Below are 18,932 nucleotides of genomic sequence, written 5' to 3' on the forward strand. Positions count from 1 at the left end.
CCTAGTTCTCTTTGGCAGGATGGGCCGCATGACCGGACCCCTCCTTCTCCTCGACGGCGCGAGCCTGTGGTTCCGCGCGTATTACGCACTCCCCGAATCGTTCACGGCCGCCGACGGCCGCCCGGTCAACGCGGTGCGGGGGTTCACCGACATGGTCGCGTCCCTGATCACCCGGCACCGGCCGGGGCGGCTGGTGGTCTGCCTCGACCTCGACTGGCGCCCCGGCTTCCGCGTCGACCTGGTGCCGTCGTACAAGGCGCACCGGGTCGCCGAACCGCACGAGGCCGGACCGGACGTCGAGGAGGTGCCCGACACGTTGACCCCGCAGGTCGACATGATCATGGACGTTCTCGCCGCAGCGGGGATCGCCACCGCGGGCGCCGTCGGCTACGAGGCCGACGACGTGCTCGGCGCCCTCGCCGCCCGCGAACGCGACGACACGGTGGTGGTGGTCAGCGGCGACCGGGACCTGCTGCAAGTGGTCTCCGACGATCCGGTGCCGGTGCGGGTGCTGTACGTCGGGCGCGGGCTGGCGAAGGCCGAACTGTTCGGCCCGGCCGAGGTCGCCGAGAAGTACGGTGTTCCCGCCGACCGTCCCGGACCCGGCTACGCCGAACTGGCATTGCTGCGCGGCGACCCGTCCGACGGGCTTCCCGGCGTCCGGGGGGTCGGCGAGAAGACCGCGTCCGCCCTGCTGCAGCAGTACGGATCCGTCGCAGCCCTCCGCGCCGCAGTCGACGACCCGGACTCCGGTCTTGCGAAGGGGATTCGCGGCAAGCTCGCGGCGTCCGCCGACTATCTCGACGCCGCGCTGCCGGTGGTGCGGGTTGCCACCGACGCGCCGGTCGACCTGTCGGGTCCCGATGTTCTGCCCGCCGACCCCGTCGACCCCGACCGGCTCGCCGCGCTCGCCGAGGAGCTCGCGATCGGCGCGTCGATCGGGCGGCTGACGACGGCGATGGCCGCGTCCCGGGCCGAGTAGGGCGGCCGTGTCCTACCGCCGGTTCCGCAGGGTGAGGTAGGCGTCGAGCTGCGCCGCGCCCGCGAGCAGGTCCCGCCCGCGGGTCGTCAGCCGCTCCTGCCAGGAGTCGAGGAAGACGCTCAGCGCGTCCGCGCCACCGGCCTCCCGAAGCGACTGCACGAACCGGGCGATCCGCGGCAGCGGGTAGCCGCCGCGACGCAGCGCTCGCGCGATTTCCGCCTCCCGAACGCGGTCGGGTCCGTAGCTGCGGTATCCCGTCACCCGGTCCCGGTCGGGGTGGACGATGCCCGCACTCTCCCAGGCCCGCAGTGTCGCCGCATGGACGCCGATCCGGTGCGCGAGCTCCCCGACGGTCAGCGGCGGGCCCGGCACCGGCTCCGGCGCCGAGGACGACAGCGCCCCGAGCGTCGCCGCAACCTCGAATCGGGTCTCGCGTTCGGTGAGCAGCGCCGCGTGGGTCGCGTCGACGAGGCGGAAGACCGACTCCGGATCGTCGCGGTGGGTGGCGCGCATGATCTCGACCGCGCGGCGATGCCCGTGACCGCGACGCAGAGCGAGGAAGGCGCGCAGGGCCTGCGCGTGCAGCGGCGTGTAGCGCCGGTGGCCTGCCGCCGACCGATCGGCTGGCGGCAGCGCCCCGGCGTCCTCGTAGTTGCGGATCGCCTGCGCCGACACCCCGTGTTCCCTGGCCAGATCGACGGGTCGCACAGCGCACCCCCTGTTTGAGGTTTTTGGGCCATCAGGCCAGGTGATTGTGGCCAAACTTCACACGAATCTTCAACGATACCGTCGAGTGCACCACTACGAGAATGGGGTGCACTCATGTTCGATGCCACCGCGCTGCGCGGGATCGGCAGGCCGCTCGACGATCCGGCAACCCTGGGACGAACCGTCGACGACCTGCTCCGCGGCCGGTCCGCTCCGCCCACCCTGCTCGCCCTTGGCGAGCCGACTCACGGGATCGACGCCTTCCCGGCGCTGCGCAACGACCTGCTGCGGCACCTCGTCGGGCGGGGATTCCGGTCGATCGTGCTGGAGACCGACATCTTCGCCGCCGGCGTCGTCGACGCCTTCGTGGCCGGTGCGGACGTCGATATCGACACCGTCCTCGCCACCGGATTCAGTCACGGCTTCGGCACGCTCCCGGGCAACCGAGAGCTCCTCGACTGGCTCCGCGGCCACAACGCCGGTCGCGCGCCCCACGACCGGGTCCGGTTCCACGGCTTCGACGCGCCGCTCGAGTTCGCCAGCGCGCCGAGCCCCCGGCACTCGCTGTCCGTCGCCGTCGACCACCTGCCCGCGGCGCTGCGACCGGAGGCCGTCCGCGACCTCGACGGATTGCTCGGCGACGAGGCGGACTGGACCAACGAGGCCGCGATGTACGACCCGACCGTATCCGTCGGCGGCACCGCCCGAGCCCGAACACTGCGCGGCGTTGCCGACGCCGTCGCCGACGCGCTGCACCACGCGGCGCCCGACCCGGACTCCGCCGGTCACGATCTCGCGGTCGCGCATGCCCGCACCGCGCGGGGACTGCTGCGCTATCACGCCGCGATGGCAACGCCGTCCCCCGACCGGATCGCGACCCTGCTCGGGATCCGTTCGGAGCTGATGGCGGCGAACCTGCTCGCGATCGTCGCGCGGGAGCAGGGGCGCGGCCCTGGCCTGGTGTTCGCGCACAACGCCCACCTCCGGCGGGCGCCGTCCGAGACCCTGGCCGACGCCGCGGCCGGGGCCGGGGCGGGTGAACTCGTCGGACGCGCGCTCGGCGACCGGTACCTGTTCGTGGCCGCCGACGCCGCGCCGGACAACGCACCGGGCACCCTGCAGGGCATGCTCGCCGCGGCGACCACCCGCCGCTCCCTGTTCGCCGCGCCTGCGCTCCGGGCCGCCCTGCCGCCCACGGTGGAGGCCGGGGATCCGATCGTCCGCGGCCACCTCCCGCTGACTCGGGGCGACCTCGATCGCGCCGACGCGGTCGTGTTCGTCGCCGACAGCGACGGCGCGCAGCATCGCTACTGGTAGCACGCCCTACCCGGCGGTCGGGCGGCTCACCTCGTAGGTGCCGTCGTCGTCGGTGAACGTCACCGTGACCTTCTGCGGCTCACCGTCGACCTCGAGCGTGCAGGTGAACGTCGCCCCGGCGGCGACCTTCTGATCGGCCGGGCACACCACGTCCGCCACGTCGGTGAGACCGTACGACCCGGTCAGCACCTGCGCGACGCCCTTCTGCGCGGCGGTCCGATCGAGGGTGGCGCCGCCGACCATCTGGACCGCAAGGACCGCCACCGCGACGACGACCGCCGCCCCGATGCCGACACCGATCCACATCGGCAGCTTCGACTTCGGGGCGGCCGCCGCCTGCTGCGGGTACGGCGCCTGCGGGTATCCCGGTTGCTGCGGGTACCCGCCGGGCGGCGGATACTGGCCGGGCTGCGGGTGCTGCATGAACTGGCCGGACGGCGGCGCCTGCGGGTACTGCGGCGGCGCCGGATACTGCTGACCCGGGTACGGCGGCGCGGGGTACTGTCCGCTGGGCTGCTGTCCCGTCCGGTACCCGGACGGGTACGGGGCGGGATACTGGCCGTACTGGGCCTGCGGATACTGCACCGGGTACTGCGGGGGGACGTACTGCTGCTCGGCGCTCCACGCCTGCTGGCTCCACTGCGGCTGCGGCTGCTGCGGCAGCGCGGTCGTCGCCGACGGGGTAGCGGGTTCCGGTCCGGTGGCCGGCGGTGTCGGTGGCTGTGGTGTCGCCTCGGGCGCCGGGTCACCGTTCTGGCGGTCGTCGCCGACCCCGCCGTCGGTCCCTCCGTTGTCCGGACCACTCATCTGCCGCCTCCACTCGTCGCTGCTCACACGTCACGAACCCCCGTCTCCACCCTCGTTGCACGAACCCCCGGGTGGCGGCAGAGCGCGACCAAATCCAACCACACGGCCCCGGCCGCCCCGGCGGCGCCGGTCAGGCCGCGTCGATCGCGACCACCCCGCGCCGGATCGCGCCGACCGCCTTCGCCGCCGCCGACCGCACCTCCGGATCCGGCGCCGTCTGGTGCACCTGGTCGAGCAGATCGATCACCTGCCTGCACCAGCGCACGAAATCACCCGCGGACAGCGCCTGGCCGCGGTCGCCCGCCGCGAGCAGCGCATCGACGAGGGGTTCACCGCGCGCCCACAGGTGGATCGCGGCGACGAACCCGAAGTCCGGTTCCCGGGTCAACGGAAGCTTGTGCCGGACCTCGTCGGTCCGCAGCGCCGACCACAACTGCACCGTCTCGCCGAGCGCATGCCGAATCGGCGCGGTCGGGCCACGATCGGTCGTCGACGCGTCCTGCCGGGACTCGAACACCAACGCCGACACGACCGCGGCCAGTTCGGCGGGCGCCAGACCCTTCCAGGTGCCGCGCCGCAGGCACTCCGCGACCAGCAGGTCACTCTCGGAGTACAGCCGCATCAGCCGGTGTCCCTGCTCGGTGACCGCCCCCGCATCGGTGTACCCCCGCTCGGCCAGCAACCGGAGGATCCGGTCGAAGGTGCGGGCCAGCGAATTCGTCGTCGCGGCCACCTTCTGCCGCTTCCCGTCGAGGTCCCTGGCCAGCGTGTTGTACCGCTCCCCGATCCGGCTCAACCGGTCCCGGTCCGGTGCGGTGTGGCAGGGATGGGCCCGCAGCGCCCGACGCAGCGCGGCCAACTCCCCGTCGTTCGCCGCGGCCGACCTGCGCTTCGGGTGCCTGCCGGGGGCGACGATCCCGGTGCTGCGCAGCGCCGACGCCAGATCGCGCCGGGTACGGGCGGTGTTGTGCTGGACGTGCCGCGGCAACCGCATCGTGCCCAGCGCCTTCGCGGGCGCCGGGAAGTCCGCCGCCGAGATGCGGCCAGCCCACTTGTTCTCGGTCAGCACCAGCGGCCGCGGATCGGTCGGGTCCGCGTCGGGTTCGAGCACCACGGCAAGACCCGATCGGCGGCCGGCCGGGATGGCGATCACGTCGCCGCGCCGCAGCGTCGTCAGCGCAGCAACCGCGTCCCGGCGGCGATCGGTGCGGCCCTGCCGTTCCAGCTGCCGTTCCCTGGTCCGAACCCGCTCCCGCAGCTGCGCGTACTCGAAGAACTCGCCGTCCTCGCCGCCGAGTTGATCCCGCAGCCCCGCGAGCGCCTGCTCGTCCCGCTCGATCGACCGGACCAGGCCGACGACCGACCGGTCGGCCTGGAACTGTGCGAACGACCGCTCCAGCAGCGACCGCGACTCGGCCGCGCCCATCCGGTCGATCAGGTTGATCGACATGTTGTAGGACGGTCGGAACGAACTGCGCAGCGGGAAGGTGCGGGTCGACGCGAGCCCCGCCACCTCGGTCGCCTCGACGCCGGGCTGCCAGAGCACGACCGCGTGCCCCTCGATGTCGATGCCGCGCCGACCCGCCCGGCCGGTCAGCTGGGTGTACTCGCCCGGCGTCAGCTCGGCGTGGGTCTCCCCGTTGTACTTCACGAGGCGTTCGAGGACCACGGTCCTGGCGGGCATGTTGATGCCCAGCGCCAGCGTCTCGGTGGCGAACACCGCCCGCACCAGCCCCTTGACGAACAGTTCCTCGACGGTGTGTCGGAACGCGGGCAGCATCCCGGCGTGGTGACCAGCGATGCCCCGTTCGAGACCCTCCCGCCATTCCCAGTACCCCAACACCGCCAGGTCGTGTTTGGGCAGGTCACCGGTGTGCCTGTCGATGATCGCGGCGATCTCCTCGGCCTGATCCTCGGTGGTCAGCCGCAACCGGGACCGCAGGCACTGCGCCACCGCGGCGTCGCACCCGGCGCGGCTGAAGATGAACGTGATCGCCGGCAGCAGCCCCTCCTCGTCGAGGCGGGCGATCACCTCCGGCCGGGGCAGCGGCCGAGTCGCGGAACTCGGTGCCGGGCCGCGACCCCGACCGCGGGGCTGCCAGGTGTCGTGGCGGTCAAGGGCCTGACGCTGCTTGAGATGCCGCACCAGGTCCCGGTCGATGACCAGTCGGGCCGCCGGGTCGGCGGACTGCGAGGTGGTGTCGAAGAGGTCGAACAGGCGACGGCCGACCATCATGTGCTGAAACAGCGGGATCGGCCGCACCTCGTCGACGACGACCTCGGTGTCGCCGCGGACGGTGCCCATCCACGCGCCGAACTCCTCCGCATTGCTCACCGTCGCGGACAGGCTGACCAGACGCACCTCCTCCGGAAGGTGCAGGATCACCTCCTCCCACACCGCGCCGCGGAACCGGTCGGCGAGGTAGTGCACCTCGTCCATCACCACGTGGGAGAGCCCGCGCAGCGTCGGCGAGTTCGCGTACAGCATGTTCCGCAGCACCTCGGTCGTCATCACGACCACCGGTGCGTCGGAATTGATGCTGACGTCGCCGGTGAGCAGGCCGACCGACGCCTTCCCGTAGCGGTCGACCAGGTCGGCGTACTTCTGATTGCTCAACGCCTTGATCGGGGTGGTGTAGAAGCACTTGCGACCCGACACCAGGGCCAGGTGCACGGCGAACTCGCCGATCACCGTCTTGCCCGCACCCGTCGGCGCGCAGACCAGCACCCCGTGCCCGGATTCGAGCGCGCGGCAGGCCTCCAGCTGGAAGCCGTCCAGCGGAAAGTTCAGCAGGCTCGCGAAGACGTCCAGTTCCACACCGTCAGGTTGCACACCGTCAGGCTAACGACAGACACCGACCGCGCCGCGGCGGGCGTGGTCGGTGTCCGATGGTTGTCGCGGTCGGTGACGGTCAGAGGGTGTCCGAGTAGTCGACCCGCGTGGGCGACGCAATGTCGGCGGCGTCGTCGAGTGGGGACGCCTCGTCGTCGTCGAGTGCTCCCCAGCCTGCCGAGGCCTTGCGCTGCTTGCGCCTGTCGTTGAGGCGGGCGACCTGGATCGCGACCTCAAGCAGCACGGTCAACGCGAGCGCAAGGACCAGCATCGAGAACGGGTCCTGCCCCGGCGTCGCGATCGCCGCGAACACGAACATCGCCATGATCAGCCCGCGCCGCCACGACGACAGCTTCTCGTAGGTGAGGATGCCGACCGCGTTGAGCGCGACGATCAGCAGGGGGATCTCGAAGCTGACACCGAAGATGATCAGCAGGTTGATCAGAAACCCGAAGTACTCCGCGCCGCCGAGCGCGGTCACCTGCACGTCCCCGCCGATCGTCAGCAGGAAGTGCAGGGCCTTCGCCACGATCAGGTACGCCAGCACCGCGCCGCCGACGAACAGCGCCGCCGCCGAGGCGACGAACCCGATCGCGTAGCGACGTTCCTGGTTGTGCAGACCCGGAGTGATGAACGCCCACAGCTGGTACAGCCAGACGGGGCAGGCCAGCACGATGCCTGCGGTGAACGCGACCTTGAACCGAAGCATGAACTGCTCGAACGGGGCGATCGCGAGGAGGCGGCACTCGCCGTCGTCGGTCAGGTCCGCGCGGGCCTCCGACGGCAGCGAACAGTACGGGCCGCGGAGGATGTCACCGAGGCTGTCCATGCCGAAGATCTGGTGCGAATACCAGAAGAAGCCGAAGGCGGTCGTCACGAGGATCGCGAGGATCGACCACAGCAGCCGCGTGCGCAGCTCATACAGGTGGTCGATCAACGACATCGTGCCGTCGGGGTTGACCCGGCGCCTGCTGCGCCGCGGGTCGAAGGGGATACGCACTGATGGGGCCCTTGGTTCTGCTCAGCAGTGAACCGGGGCGGGTCCGCCCCGGTCGCACGGTCGGACTAGGACGCCTTGGGCTCCGTGCGTACTGCGTCGGTCGCCGTGGCCTGCGCGTCGGGGGCCGAGGCGGGCAGCTGCGAGGGAGCGGCCGGGGCGGCGGCAGTGGAGGCGCCGTCGTTCTGCATCTCCTTGACCTCGCTCTTGAAGATGCGCAGGGAGCGACCGAGGCCGCGGGCCGCGTCGGGCAGCTTCTTCGAACCGAACAGGATCACGACGACCAGCGCCACAATGGCCCAGTGCCAGGGGCTCATTGCACCCATTTTTACCTCCAGGAATCAGTTGGCACGATGCTACCGGACGCTCGGCGGTCCTGAGGGGTGGAATGCCCGGACTCACGTGCCCGTCGAGTGTCGGTACAGGTCGAGGGCCGCGCTCGCCCTGGCCCGAATGGACTCCGACAATTCCGGCGGACCGATCACCCGGACCCCCGGACCGAACCCCGCCATCAGCCGGGCCATCCACGCCGACGACGCGTACCGCATCGACGCCTCGACCACGCCGTCCGCGCCGACCACCACGTCCGTCATCGGGTAGTAGTCCAGCACCCAGGCGTGGTCCGGTGCGATCGCGAGCCGCGCCTGCGGGAGCGTCGCGTCGTCGTGGAACAGTTCCAGCGACGCCGACACGTCGTACCCGTCCCCCGGCGGCCGCGCCTGCTCGTCAAGCTCGGTGGCCGCGTCGATCCGGTCGTATCGGAACAGCCGCACCCCCCCTGCCTGCCTGCACCACGCCTGCAGATAGCTGTGGTTGTCGACAGCGACCACCCGGATCGGGTCGACCACCCGCTCGGTCACCGCGTCCCTGGACGCCGAGAAGTAGGTGATCCTCAGCGCGTTTCCCCGGCGCACCGCGGACCGGACAGCAGCGACGACAGGGCTCTCCGGCCCGGGGTCGGCCACCGACTGCGTCAGCACGCCCCCGGCCGCGACACCAGCAGCCGATTCGATCTTCGCGATCGCCCCCTGCACCGAGGAGGGGTCCGCGGTCCCCGGCAACTCCCCTACCGCCCGCAACGCGATCAGCAGCGCCGTCGCTTCCGTCGAGGTCAGCCGCAGCGGCCGATCGATCCCGGCCGCGAAGGTGACCGCGACCGTCTCCTCCTCGAAGGACAGGTCGATCAGGTCACCCGGCCCGTACCCGGGCAGCCCACACACCCACAATTGGTTCAGGTCGGTCGTCAACTGCGCCACCGACACCCCCAGCTCGGCGGCGGCCGCACTCTTCGTGATCCCCGGATTGGCAACAAAGTACGGAACCATGTTCAGCAGTCGCGAGAGCCGCTGTGTCAGCCGCTGGCTCATCGGGCCCCTCCCGCGGCGACCGTGAGGCGGGCGATCACGTCGGACCGCAACGACTCCGGTTCCAGCACCAACGCATCCTCCCCGTAGCCGGCGATCAGTCGCGAGATCCAGTCCCGGGACCGCACCGGGACGTCGAGCACCACCCCGTCCCGCCCGGCGACCGTCATCGGGCGCAGCGGGCGGCCGAGGCGGCGCAGTTCGTGGGCACGCCCGTCCCGCACCCACACCGTCGCGGCGCCGGACACCCCCGCGGTGCCCACCGCACGCCCGACCAGTGCACGCAGGTCCGCCCCGTCCGGTTTGCGCACCGCACCCCGCGGCCCGACCGGGACGACCTCGTCCCCGATCCGCGACAGCCGGAAGGTGCGCGTGGCGTCCCGGTCGACATCATGTCCGACCACGTACCAGCGGCCGTCATGGGTGACAACACCCCACGGCTCGAGATGCCTGGTCGTGACCGGCGCGGTTCGCGCGGAGCGATGCTCGAAACGGATCGCGCGACCGGCCTCGATCGCGGCGAGCACCGCCTCCAGGGCAGGTTCCGACCCGCGGGCCCGCGCGGGCAGCGCCGTGAACAAGGCCGCCGCGGATTCCCGATCGACGGCCACTCCCGCCGCCCGCAGCTTCAACACCGCCCCCTGCGCGGCCGACCCCAACTCCGGGGACTCGAGCAGCTGCACCGCGATCGCGACGGCGGCGGACTCCTCGCTGGTCAGGTCGATCTCCGGCAGCGCGTACGCCTCGGGGCTGATCCGGTAGCCCTCAACCGTGCCGAACCGGGACGCCTGCCCCACTTCCAACGGAACCCCCAGGTCCCGCAGCTCGTTCTTGTCCCGCTCGAACATCCGCGAGAACGCCTCGTCGCTCGCCGATTCGTCGTAGCCCGCAACGCTCTGACGGATCTTGTCCGCCGTCAGGAACTGTCGGGTCGAGAGCAGGCAGATGACGAGGTTCATCAGCCGCTCGACTTTGCTGGTCGCCACGGATCAGCAGCCTAGGACATGCCCCGACGGCACCACTACATTGATGCGATCAGACGCTCGACGCGCTCGTCGACAGACCGGAACGGGTCCTTGCACAGCACGGTTCGCTGGGCCTGGTCGTTCAGCTTCAGGTGCACCCAGTCCACGGTGAAGTCCCGGCCCGCGTCCTGGGCGGCGGCGATGAAGTCGCCGCGCAGCTTCGCCCGGGTGGTCTGCGGTGGGGTGTTCACGGCGGCGTCGATCTGATCGTCCTCGGTCACCCGCTTCGCCAGACCCTTGCGCTGCAGCAGATCGAACACCCCGCGGCCGCGCTTGATGTCGTGGTAGGCGAGGTCGAGCTGCGCGATCCGCGGATCGGCGAGCTCCAGATTGTGCTTGTCCTGGTACCGCTGGAACAGCTTCCGCTTGATCACCCAGTCGATCTCGGTGTCCACCTTCGCGAAGTCCTGGGACTCGACCGCGTCGAGGATCCGCCCCCAGAGCTCAACGACCTGCTCGACCTGGGGGTCGGGCTCACGGTTGCGGAGATGCTCGACCGCCCGCGCGTGGTATTCGCGCTGGATGTCGAGGGCACTGGCCTGCCGCCCCCCGGCGAGCCGGACGGGCCGCCGTCCGGTCATGTCGTGACTGACCTCGCGAATGGCGCGGATCGGGTTGTCGAGGGCGAAGTCACGGAACGAGACGCCCGCCTCGATCATCTCCAGCACCAGCGCCGCGGAACCGACCTTGAGCATCGTGGTGGTCTCGGCCATGTTCGAATCGCCGACAATCACATGCAGGCGACGGTACTTCTCGGCGTCCGCGTGCGGCTCGTCCCTGGTGTTGATGATCGGCCGGGACCGGGTGGTCGCGGACGAGACGCCCTCCCAGATGTGTTCGGCGCGTTGCGACAGGCAGAATGTCGCCGACTTGGGGGTCTGCAGGACCTTCCCAGCTCCGCAGATCAGTTGGCGGGTCACCAGGAACGGCAGCAGGACATCCGAGATGCGGGAGAACTCCCCGGCCCGAACCACGAGGAAGTTCTCGTGGCAGCCGTAGGAGTTGCCCGCCGAATCGGTGTTGTTCTTGAACAGGTAGATGTCCCCGCCGATGCCCTCCTCGGCGAGCCGCTGCTCGGCGTCGACGAGCAGATCCTCGAGGACCCGTTCCCCGGCCCGGTCGTGGGTGACGAGCTGAGCGAGCCCGTCGCACTCAGCGGTCGCGTACTCCGGGTGCGATCCCACGTCGAGGTACAGGCGTGCGCCGTTCCTAAGGAACACATTGGAGCTCCGCCCCCACGACACGACCCGGCGGAACAGGTACCGGGCCACCTCGTCCGGGCTCAACCTGCGATGCCCGTGGAAGGTGCACGTCACCCCGAATTCGGTCTCAATTCCCATGATTCGCCGCTGCACACCTCGACAGTACAACGCCGGAGGTCTCCGATACGGTGTTCCTCGTCGGCCTTCCCGCCGTAGCGTGGGAACGTGGCCGAAGTGAGACCTTCCGCGGAAAGTACCGACCGGATCGTCATGCGGTGGATCGCCGACCGACCACCGTCCCCGGTGGACCCCGGGATGCGCGCGCTGAGCACCCTGGCGAACCACGGGGTGCTGTGGTCGGGGGTCGCCGCTGGCCTCGCGGTGTGCGGGCGACGGCCACGCCGGGCCGCGGTGCGGGGCCTGCTGTCCCTCGCAGGCGCGAGCGCGCTGTCGAACGCGGTGCTCAAGCCGCTCTGCCCCCGCAGGCGTCCGCCCGCGGACCTGCCGGAGTTCCCGCGGGGCCGCGGGCTGACCGCCCCGAGCTCCTCCTCGTTCCCGTCCGGGCACGCCGCATCCGCTGCCGCGTTCGCCACCGGTGTCGGACTCGAATACCCGCTGGTGGGGGTCGTGGTCGCGCCGCTGGCCGCGGCGGTCGGATACTCCCGCGTGCACACCGGCGTGCACTGGCCGTCCGATGTCGTTGCCGGCCTGGCCGTCGGCGCCGCGGTCGCGGTCGCCACCCGAGCATGGTGGGCGGTCCGGGACCAGGAGCCGGCGACCCTTGGCCCCGACCGGGCGACGCACGCACTGCCCCGCGGCGCCGGGATGATCGTCTTCGTCAACACCGGATCCGGCGCCGGACCGGATCCCACCCGCACCGAGATCGAGCGGCGGCTGCCCGCCGCGACGGTCGTCGAACTCGACCCCGGCGCCGACTTCGGCGCGCGGATCGACCGGACCATCAGCACCCTCGACGCCAGGGCGCTCGGCGTGTGCGGCGGCGACGGCACCGTCGTGACCGTGGCCGAGGCTGCCGTCCGGCATGCCCTGCCGCTCGCGGTGTTTCCCGGCGGCACCCTGAACCACTTCGCGCGGGACGCCGGGGTCGGCGATGTCGAATCGACCGCAACAGCGATCGAGCGCGGCGCCGCCGAACTGGTCGACCTCGGCGCGGTCCGCGTCGACGGAGGACCGGAGCGTCCGTTCGTTAACACCGCCAGCCTCGGTGGATACCCCGATGTGGTGCGCCTGCGCGAGCGGTGGGAGCCTCGGCTCGGCAAGTGGCCCGCAGCGGGACTCGCGATGATCCGCGTCCTCGCCTCCGCCAGCCCGTTGCCGACCAGGATCGACGGGATCGCACACTCGGTATGGATGCTGTTCGTCGGGAACGGCCGCTACACGCCCCCGGACCAGGTACCGATGTCGCGCCCCGACATCCACCGCGGAACCCTGGACGTGCGCTACCTGCTCGCCGATCACCGATGGTCACGCCTGCGGTTGATTGGCGCGGCACTGACCGGGACGCTGGGTGGCTCCCGCGCCTACGCTCACCGGGACACCCCAACCCTGGCCGTCGAGATCGCCGGGGATCCGGTCGCGTTGGCGACCGACGGCGAGGTGGTCGCCGACGGTCGCCTTTTCGAGTTCCGCAGCAGGCCGCACAGCGTCGTGCTCTACCGCGGGACCGGGCCGTAGCCGGGCCCTCCTGCGTGCCGCCCGAGTCGGGCTGATTCCGTGCCGCCCGGGTCGGGCCTATTCCGTGCCGCCCGGGTCGGGCCTATTCCGTGCCGCCCGGGTCGGGCCTATTCCGTGCCGCCCGGGTCGGGCTGTTCCACCGGTTCGGTGCCGGGCGCGGCCGGGTCGACCGGCAGCAGCGCCTCGAGGGCACTGCCGGTGATCCGGCGGAACGCGCGCCGCGGCCGCGACTGATCGAGGACCGCGACCTCAAGGCCGGACACCCCGATCACGCGACGCTCACCCTCACCGTTGGCTGCCGCGGTGCCGTCCCGGAGCGCATCGACCGCGAGGGTGACCGCGGTCGCGAGGTCGGTTCCCGGCCGGTACGACTCCCGCAGGGCCGTGACGATCGGTTCCGTCGCGCCGCCCATCACGACGAACTGCTGCTCGTCGACGATCGACCCGTCGTAGGTGATGCGGTACAACTGCGCGTGATGGTCCTGGTCCGCCCGCCCGACCTCCGCGACGCACAGTTCCACCTCGTACGGCTTCGGCTGCTCGGTGAAGATGGTGCCGAGCACCTGCGCGTACGCGTTCGCGAGAGAGCGGCCGGTGACGTCACGGCGGTCGTACGAATACCCGCGCATGTCCGCGTGCATGATGCCCGAGCGGCGCAGGTTCTCGAACTCGTTGTACTTGCCGACCGCCGCGAATCCCAGCCGGTCGTAGAGCTCGCTGACCTTGTGCAGCGACGAGGACGGATTCTCCGCCACGAACAGCACGCCGTCCGCATAGGTCAACACGATCACGCTGCGACCCCGCGCGATCCCCTTGCGGGCCAGCTCCGAGCGGTCCCGCATGATCTGCTCGGCGGAGGCGTAATACGGCATGGTCACGGCGTGCCACCTGCTTCCTTGGTGCGGTCGGCGACGACCGTGCGGGCGAGATCGGCCAGCCGATCCGCGGACACAACGGCGGCCCCGCCATCGGTGATCACGACCGCGGTCGGGTAGATGCCGCGGGTCAGGTCCGGGCCACCGGTGGCCGAATCGTCGTCGGCGGCGTCGTACAGGGCCTCGACCGCGGCACGCAGGGCCCCGGCCTCGTCGGCCGCCGGGTCGAAGGTCTTCTTCAGCGCCGACTTCGCGAACAGCGATCCCGATCCGACCGCGTGGTATCCGGCGCGTTCCTCGTAGCGACCGCCGACGACGTCGTAGGAGACGATCCGCCCCGCCTTCGCCGGGGTGGACGCGTCCAGGTCGTATCCGACAAGGAGCGGGACGACGGCCAGCCCCTGCATCGCGGCGCCGAGGTTGCCCCGCACCATCGACGAGAGCCGATTCGCCTTGCCGTCGAACGTCAGTGGGACGCCCTCGATCTTCTCGTAGTGCTCCAATTCGACGGCGAACAGCCGCACCAGTTCGATCGCGACGCCCGCCGTACCCGCGATCCCGGCCGCCGAGTAGTCGTCGGTCACGTACACCTTCTCGACGTCCCGGCTGGCGATGACGTTGCCCATTGTCGCGCGCCGGTCGCCCGCGATCAGGACGCCGCCGGCGAAGGTCAATGCCACGATCGTCGTCCCGTGCGGCGCGATGTCCGATCGGGTGGTCATCGGCTCACCACTTCCACCGCGAGAGCCGAGGTCGAACCGGTTCTCCGGCAACAGTTCCGGCGCATGAACACGCAGGTGCTCGGCGAACGAGGACAACTGCGCGTCGAAGCGCAGCCCCCCGCCTCCGAGCACCATGCGCGCCGCCGGGGAATCCGGCGTCACTGGCCGCCCTTTTGCACGTACGCGCGAACGAAGTCCTCGGCGTTCTCCTCGAGCACGTCGTCGATCTCGTCGAGCAGGTCGTCCGTGTCCTCTGCGAGCTTCTCGCGACGTTCCTGACCCGCACCGCCATCACCGACGGCCGCGTCGTCGTCGTCGCCCCCGCCACCGCGTGTGGTCTGCTCCTGCGCCATAGCCGCCGACCTCCTCATTCCTCGCACTGCACCGTGTCCGTGCACGCACCGTCGGTGACCGTTCGTGCTCGGACCTTCACCCTACCGATCGGCGACGACACCGGGACGATTCGTCGTCGTGTCGCGCGCGATTGTCACGTCGTCAACTGATCGACCAGGTCAGCCGCCGAACTCGCCGCCTCAAGCAGCGCTCCCACGTGCGCCTTGCTGCCCCGCAGCGGCTCGAGGGTGGGAATCCGGACCAGGGAGTCGCGACCCAGGTCGAAGATCACCGAGTCCCAGCTCGCCGCGGCGATGTCCGCCCCGAAGCGGCGCAGGCACTCACCCCGGAAGTAGGCGCGGGTGTCGGTCGGTGGGGTGTGCACCGCGTCAAGGACCTGCTGCTCGCCAACCAGCCGTTCGATCGAACCGCGCGCCACCAGCCGGTTGTACAGGCCCTTGTCCAGCCGGACGTCCGAGTACTGCAGATCGAGCATGTGCAGTTTCGGTGCCGACCAGGCCAGGCCCTCCCGATTACGGAACCCCTCGAGGATTCGCAGCTTCGCCGGCCAGTCCAACAGGTGCGCGCATTCCATCGGATCCCGCTCAAGCAGATCGAGCACCGTCGCCCACTTCGTGAGCACGTCTGCGGCGCGCGCGTCGTCCGGGCTGTCCCGCTCGACCAGCTTCGCCGCACGCTGGTGGTACTCCCGTTGCAGCGCAAGGCCGGTCATCTCGCGTCCGTCGGCGAGCGCAACCGTCTGCCGCAGCGTCGGATCGTGACTGATCTGATGCACCGCGGTCACCGGGCGCGCCAACTGCAGGTCCGACAGGTCCACCCCGGCCTCGATCAGATCGAGAACGAGCGCCGTGGTCCCGACCTTCAGGTAGGTGGACCACTCGGCGAGGTTCGCGTCGCCGATGATCACGTGCAGCCTGCGGTACTTCTCGGCGTCCGCGTGCGGCTCGTCGCGGGTGTTGATGATGCCCCGCTTGAGGGTCGTCTCGAGTCCGACCTCGACCTCGATGTAGTCCGCCCGCTGGGAGAGCTGGAAGCCCGCTTCGTCACCCGACTGCCCGAGCCCGACCCGGCCGGAACCGCAGATCACCTGGCGGGACGCGAAGAACGGCGTCAGGCCAGCGATGATCGCCGAGAACGGCGTGTCCCGCGAGCACAGGTAGTTCTCGTGCGTTCCGTAGGACGCACCCTTGCCGTCGACGTTGTTCTTGTACAACTGGAGTCGAGGGGCGCCGGGCACGCTGGACGCGTGCCGTGCCGCGGCCTCCATCACCCGCTCCCCCGCCTTGTCCCAGATCACGGCGTCGAGCGGATCGGTGACCTCCGGGGCTGAGTACTCGGGGTGGGCGTGGTCGACGTACAGCCGGGCGCCGTTGGTGAGGATCATGTTGGCAGCGCCTACCTCGTCCGCGTCGATGACCGGTGCGGGCCCGTTGAACCGTCCCAGGTCGAAGCCGCGCGCGTCGCGCAGCGGCGATTCAACCTCGTAGTCCCAGCGGGTCCGCTTCGCGCGGGGAACGCCCGCGGCGGCCGCGTAGGCCAACACCGCCTGGGTGGAGGTCAGGATGGGGTTCGCCGTCGGCTCCGACGGGGACGAAATGCCGTACTCGACCTCGATACCGATGATCCGCTGCATGGCGTCGAGCGTAGAGCGTCCGGCGTGCGCGCATACCCCGGACGCCACCCGCCCGGTTCAGGGCGGGGTCTTTGGGTCGGGAGTTTCCGGGGGTCCGGCGCCGGATTAAGTGCCGATAAGTTGCCTTATGACATTATTGCAGGTGACGTCCGCAGTTCACCATCCTGCTGACACCGGTCACTCCGCGCACACGGGAGCGCCGGGGAAGGGTGCCGCCCCGGATCGGCAGCCCACCTCCGAGACCGCGGCCATCCGTGCGAGGGGGTCCCGGATCTCGAGTGCGGGCACCAACCCCCGATCCAGGACCGCCGTCCGTGCCTCGGGGGAACCCGCGTGTGCGTCGAGCACGCCGCGGGCCCGGGCGAAGGCGAGCAACTCGTCGTAGACCATCGCGAGGGCGGCCTCGGTCGTCCTGTCCCCCGGGGTGAGCGAGTCGAAGTCCTCACCCGTCTCGTACTCGTGGCGCAGCGCGTGCGGCCCCTGGTCGCAGGACGGCGTGTTCAACTCGACCCGGAACGCTGGCTGTTCCGGTGTCGGCGGCACGGTGGTTCCCGCGTCGACGCAGGCGTGGTGCGAGATCCGGTCGGCGAGCGCGTGCAGGTAGATCCCGATTCGTGCGTTCGCTGCCTGGTCACCGATCCACGAGTCGAACCGGTCGGACCTGACGTCACCGGAGACGACCTGCTCCCCCGTCGCGTTGGTGAACGGCACGGCGACGGGAGCGACGACGCTGTACTCGCCGTCGATCGGTACCGGCGACGGGTCCGCGTAGCAGGCGGGGCCGGTACCGAGATCGCCAGCGGCCGACGCGGTGGTGAACCCGCCCGTGCACAGCGGGGCGTCGCCGCCGGGACCGGCCATTGCCCAGCGGCGCAGGTGCGCGAGCATCACCTCGTGGCGCGGGTCGGTGACGTCCGGTCGTAGGCCCTCCTGCGGCGTCGACGGACCCAGGGTCGGCGGGAAGTGGAACAGGAACCCGCCGGTCGCGAAGTGCGTTCGCACCAGGCCACCGATGTCCCTGGTGGTCAGGGTGTCGGCGCCCGGCACGGGCCTGCCGTCGACGTCCCGCGGTGTGAAGGTGCCCAGATCGGTCGCCTCGTCGTAGGCCGCGATCCAGTACGCGTCTCGTTCGGGGAATCCGGCGGTGCGGGCCAGCAGATAGGTGGCGTCGGCGTGCACGAGACTGCGGCCGCCGAGGGGCTGACGCAGGGTGTAGCCGTACGCGAGGAAGGCCTGCAATCCGCACGCCGGAGCGGTCGGGATGTCCGTCGGGCACGGTGGCGGCAGCGGGCCGCAGTTGTGTGCGGGCACGCCCTCCTGCGAGTAGCAGACGTCCTCGGCGAAGGCATGTGCCGTTGGCGCGGGCGCAGCGGCGAACGCTGCCACGATGCAGGCGCACGCACACCGGCGGCCGAATGTGCTCATGGGACCGGCCCCTTCGACGTCGACGACAGGGTGCACTGCAGGTAGTCGCCCGCCCGGATCCGCCGCAGCACCGACCGCGCTGGCCACGGCGCCCACCGCGCCCCCGGGTCCGTTCCCCGGCGCGGATCGGTCAGGGTCAGCAGGCGGCCGCGGGAGGCGATGTCGACCCGACCCGCCGCGACGACATTGCGAACCCAGTCACTGTCGGGACCGTAGGTCAACGCGAATCGGTAGCCGCCGTCGACCCGGAAACAGTTGACCGGCGTCCGGTAGAGGCGGCCCGAGCGGCGGCCACGGTGCAGCACGATCGCGAATCCCGGCAGCCATCCGGCGACCGGGAGCACCAGGCGATTGGTCACCATCGCGTTGAAGCGGGCGAGCCGCCTCGGGAGAGGCACCCGGTCAGCCTAACCCGCCTGAGACGATGACCCGATGGAATCGGACCACGGACCCCGCCCGCCCATCCCCGCGCCGGACGAGGTGGTCGCCGTCTACGACAAGGCCGGACTGGTGATCGGTTCGGCGCCGCGGTCCCGGGTGTACGCCGAGGGCCTCTGGCACGCGAGCGCCGGGGTGCTGTTGCGCTCGACCGACGGGCGCCAGCTCTACGTCCACCGCCGCTCCCCCGACAAGTCCGTCTTCGCGGGCATGCACGACTGCCTCGCCGGTGGCGTCGTCGATCCAGGCGAAACCCCCGCCGCAACCGCAGCCAGGGAACTCGAGGAGGAGCTCGGGGTCCGCGGCATCGACCTCACCCCGCTGGCGCGGCTCGCCTGGGACGGGACGTGGGCGGGCAGGCCGCTCCGCTGCCACCTGTTCGCGTTCGAAGGCCGGTGGGACGGTCCGGTCGTACACCAGCCGAGCGAGGTCGTCGACGGCTGGTGGTGGACCGGCGACGCACTGCGCACCCACCTGGCCGACCCGGAGTGGCCGTTCGTTCCGGACACCAGGGCGCTGCTCGCCGACATCGTGCTGTGAGGGCGCCGCGGCTTC

Annotated in this window: 18 protein-coding genes; 4 read left to right on the forward strand and 14 right to left on the reverse strand. The window is 70.9% G+C overall.

All coding sequences use genetic code 11. The annotated features are described in order from the left end of the window. Positions 1-28 precede the first annotated feature (28 nt). The gene (locus ACWF62_RS04235) at positions 29-982 is read left to right on the forward strand and encodes a 5'-3' exonuclease (protein ID WP_378507113.1); all 954 of its coding nucleotides are present in this window, start codon (positions 29-31) and stop codon (positions 980-982) included. 12 nt (positions 983-994) lie between these two features. On the opposite strand, the gene ACWF62_RS04240 is transcribed toward ACWF62_RS04235, so the two are convergent. After that, a complete protein-coding gene (locus tag ACWF62_RS04240) occupies positions 995-1,690 on the reverse strand; it encodes a MerR family transcriptional regulator (RefSeq protein WP_452629489.1) in 696 nt (231 codons plus the stop codon). A 114-nt stretch (positions 1,691-1,804) separates the two neighbouring features. Between ACWF62_RS04240 and ACWF62_RS04245 the strand changes: the two genes are divergently transcribed. Beyond that, positions 1,805-3,007, forward strand: coding sequence for an erythromycin esterase family protein (locus ACWF62_RS04245; RefSeq protein WP_378507111.1), 1,203 nt, complete (start codon positions 1,805-1,807; stop codon positions 3,005-3,007). A 6-nt stretch (positions 3,008-3,013) separates the two neighbouring features. Here the strand turns inward: ACWF62_RS04245 and ACWF62_RS04250 are convergent, their stop codons facing one another. The 7 genes from ACWF62_RS04250 to pafA all read right to left on the reverse strand — a co-directional run bounded on the left by ACWF62_RS04250 (position 3,014) and on the right by pafA (position 11,388). Further along, a complete protein-coding gene (locus tag ACWF62_RS04250) occupies positions 3,014-3,814 on the reverse strand; it encodes a DUF4333 domain-containing protein (RefSeq protein ID WP_452629490.1) in 801 nt (266 codons plus the stop codon). A gap of 130 nt (positions 3,815-3,944) precedes the next feature. Further along, positions 3,945-6,647, reverse strand: a complete 2,703-nt coding sequence (locus ACWF62_RS04255) for a DEAD/DEAH box helicase (protein ID WP_452629491.1) — start codon at positions 6,645-6,647, stop codon at positions 3,945-3,947. Between the two features lie 79 nt (positions 6,648-6,726). Next, positions 6,727-7,647, reverse strand: coding sequence for a twin-arginine translocase subunit TatC (tatC, locus tag ACWF62_RS04260; protein ID WP_452629492.1), 921 nt, complete (start codon positions 7,645-7,647; stop codon positions 6,727-6,729). Between the two features lie 65 nt (positions 7,648-7,712). Beyond that, positions 7,713-7,970: a Sec-independent protein translocase subunit TatA gene (tatA, locus tag ACWF62_RS04265; RefSeq protein ID WP_378507107.1), complete on the reverse strand. Its 258-nt coding sequence runs from the start codon at positions 7,968-7,970 to the stop codon at positions 7,713-7,715. A 72-nt stretch (positions 7,971-8,042) separates the two neighbouring features. Beyond that, entirely contained in the window at positions 8,043-9,011 is a 969-nt protein-coding gene (locus ACWF62_RS04270) for a helix-turn-helix transcriptional regulator (protein WP_378507106.1), read from the reverse strand. Beyond that, entirely contained in the window at positions 9,008-9,994 is a 987-nt protein-coding gene (locus tag ACWF62_RS04275) for a helix-turn-helix transcriptional regulator (RefSeq protein WP_378507105.1), read from the reverse strand. Before ACWF62_RS04275 ends, ACWF62_RS04270 begins: the two co-directional genes overlap by 4 nt. A gap of 35 nt (positions 9,995-10,029) precedes the next feature. Continuing rightward, positions 10,030-11,388 carry a Pup--protein ligase gene (pafA, locus tag ACWF62_RS04280; protein ID WP_378507104.1) on the reverse strand — a complete coding sequence of 453 codons (1,359 nt, stop codon included), beginning with the start codon at positions 11,386-11,388 and terminating at the stop codon, positions 10,030-10,032. Positions 11,389-11,460: 72 nt separating this feature from the next. Here pafA and ACWF62_RS04285 point away from each other — a divergent pair, with 72 nt between their 5' ends. Further along, on the forward strand, positions 11,461-12,930 hold the full coding sequence (locus ACWF62_RS04285; protein WP_378507103.1) for a phosphatase PAP2 family protein: 1,470 nt from the start codon (positions 11,461-11,463) through the stop codon (positions 12,928-12,930). A gap of 107 nt (positions 12,931-13,037) precedes the next feature. Here ACWF62_RS04285 and prcA read toward each other — a convergent pair whose 3' ends face one another. The 6 genes from prcA to ACWF62_RS04315 all read right to left on the reverse strand — a co-directional run bounded on the left by prcA (position 13,038) and on the right by ACWF62_RS04315 (position 18,337). Further along, positions 13,038-13,808, reverse strand: a complete 771-nt coding sequence (gene prcA / locus ACWF62_RS04290; RefSeq protein ID WP_378507102.1) for a proteasome subunit alpha — start codon at positions 13,806-13,808, stop codon at positions 13,038-13,040. Beyond that, entirely contained in the window at positions 13,805-14,689 is an 885-nt protein-coding gene (gene prcB / locus ACWF62_RS04295) for a proteasome subunit beta (protein ID WP_378507101.1), read from the reverse strand. The genes prcA and prcB overlap by 4 nt, the downstream gene beginning before the upstream one ends. Further along, entirely contained in the window at positions 14,686-14,880 is a 195-nt protein-coding gene (locus ACWF62_RS04300; RefSeq protein ID WP_378507100.1) for a ubiquitin-like protein Pup, read from the reverse strand. The genes prcB and ACWF62_RS04300 overlap by 4 nt, the downstream gene beginning before the upstream one ends. 134 nt (positions 14,881-15,014) lie before the next feature. Beyond that, positions 15,015-16,514, reverse strand: coding sequence for a depupylase/deamidase Dop (gene dop, locus ACWF62_RS04305; protein ID WP_378507099.1), 1,500 nt, complete (start codon positions 16,512-16,514; stop codon positions 15,015-15,017). Positions 16,515-16,691: 177 nt separating this feature from the next. Continuing rightward, a complete protein-coding gene (locus ACWF62_RS04310; protein ID WP_452629493.1) occupies positions 16,692-17,939 on the reverse strand; it encodes a hypothetical protein in 1,248 nt (415 codons plus the stop codon). Further along, positions 17,936-18,337 (reverse strand): nitroreductase family deazaflavin-dependent oxidoreductase, encoded by a 402-nt coding sequence (locus tag ACWF62_RS04315; RefSeq protein WP_378507097.1) that lies wholly within the window; start codon positions 18,335-18,337, stop codon positions 17,936-17,938. The genes ACWF62_RS04310 and ACWF62_RS04315 overlap by 4 nt, the downstream gene beginning before the upstream one ends. A gap of 34 nt (positions 18,338-18,371) precedes the next feature. Between ACWF62_RS04315 and ACWF62_RS04320 the strand changes: the two genes are divergently transcribed. Next, positions 18,372-18,917, forward strand: a complete 546-nt coding sequence (locus ACWF62_RS04320; RefSeq protein WP_378507096.1) for an NUDIX hydrolase — start codon at positions 18,372-18,374, stop codon at positions 18,915-18,917. Positions 18,918-18,932: the final 15 nt, after the last annotated feature.

The organism is Rhodococcus sp. NPDC054953, assembly GCF_053609225.1.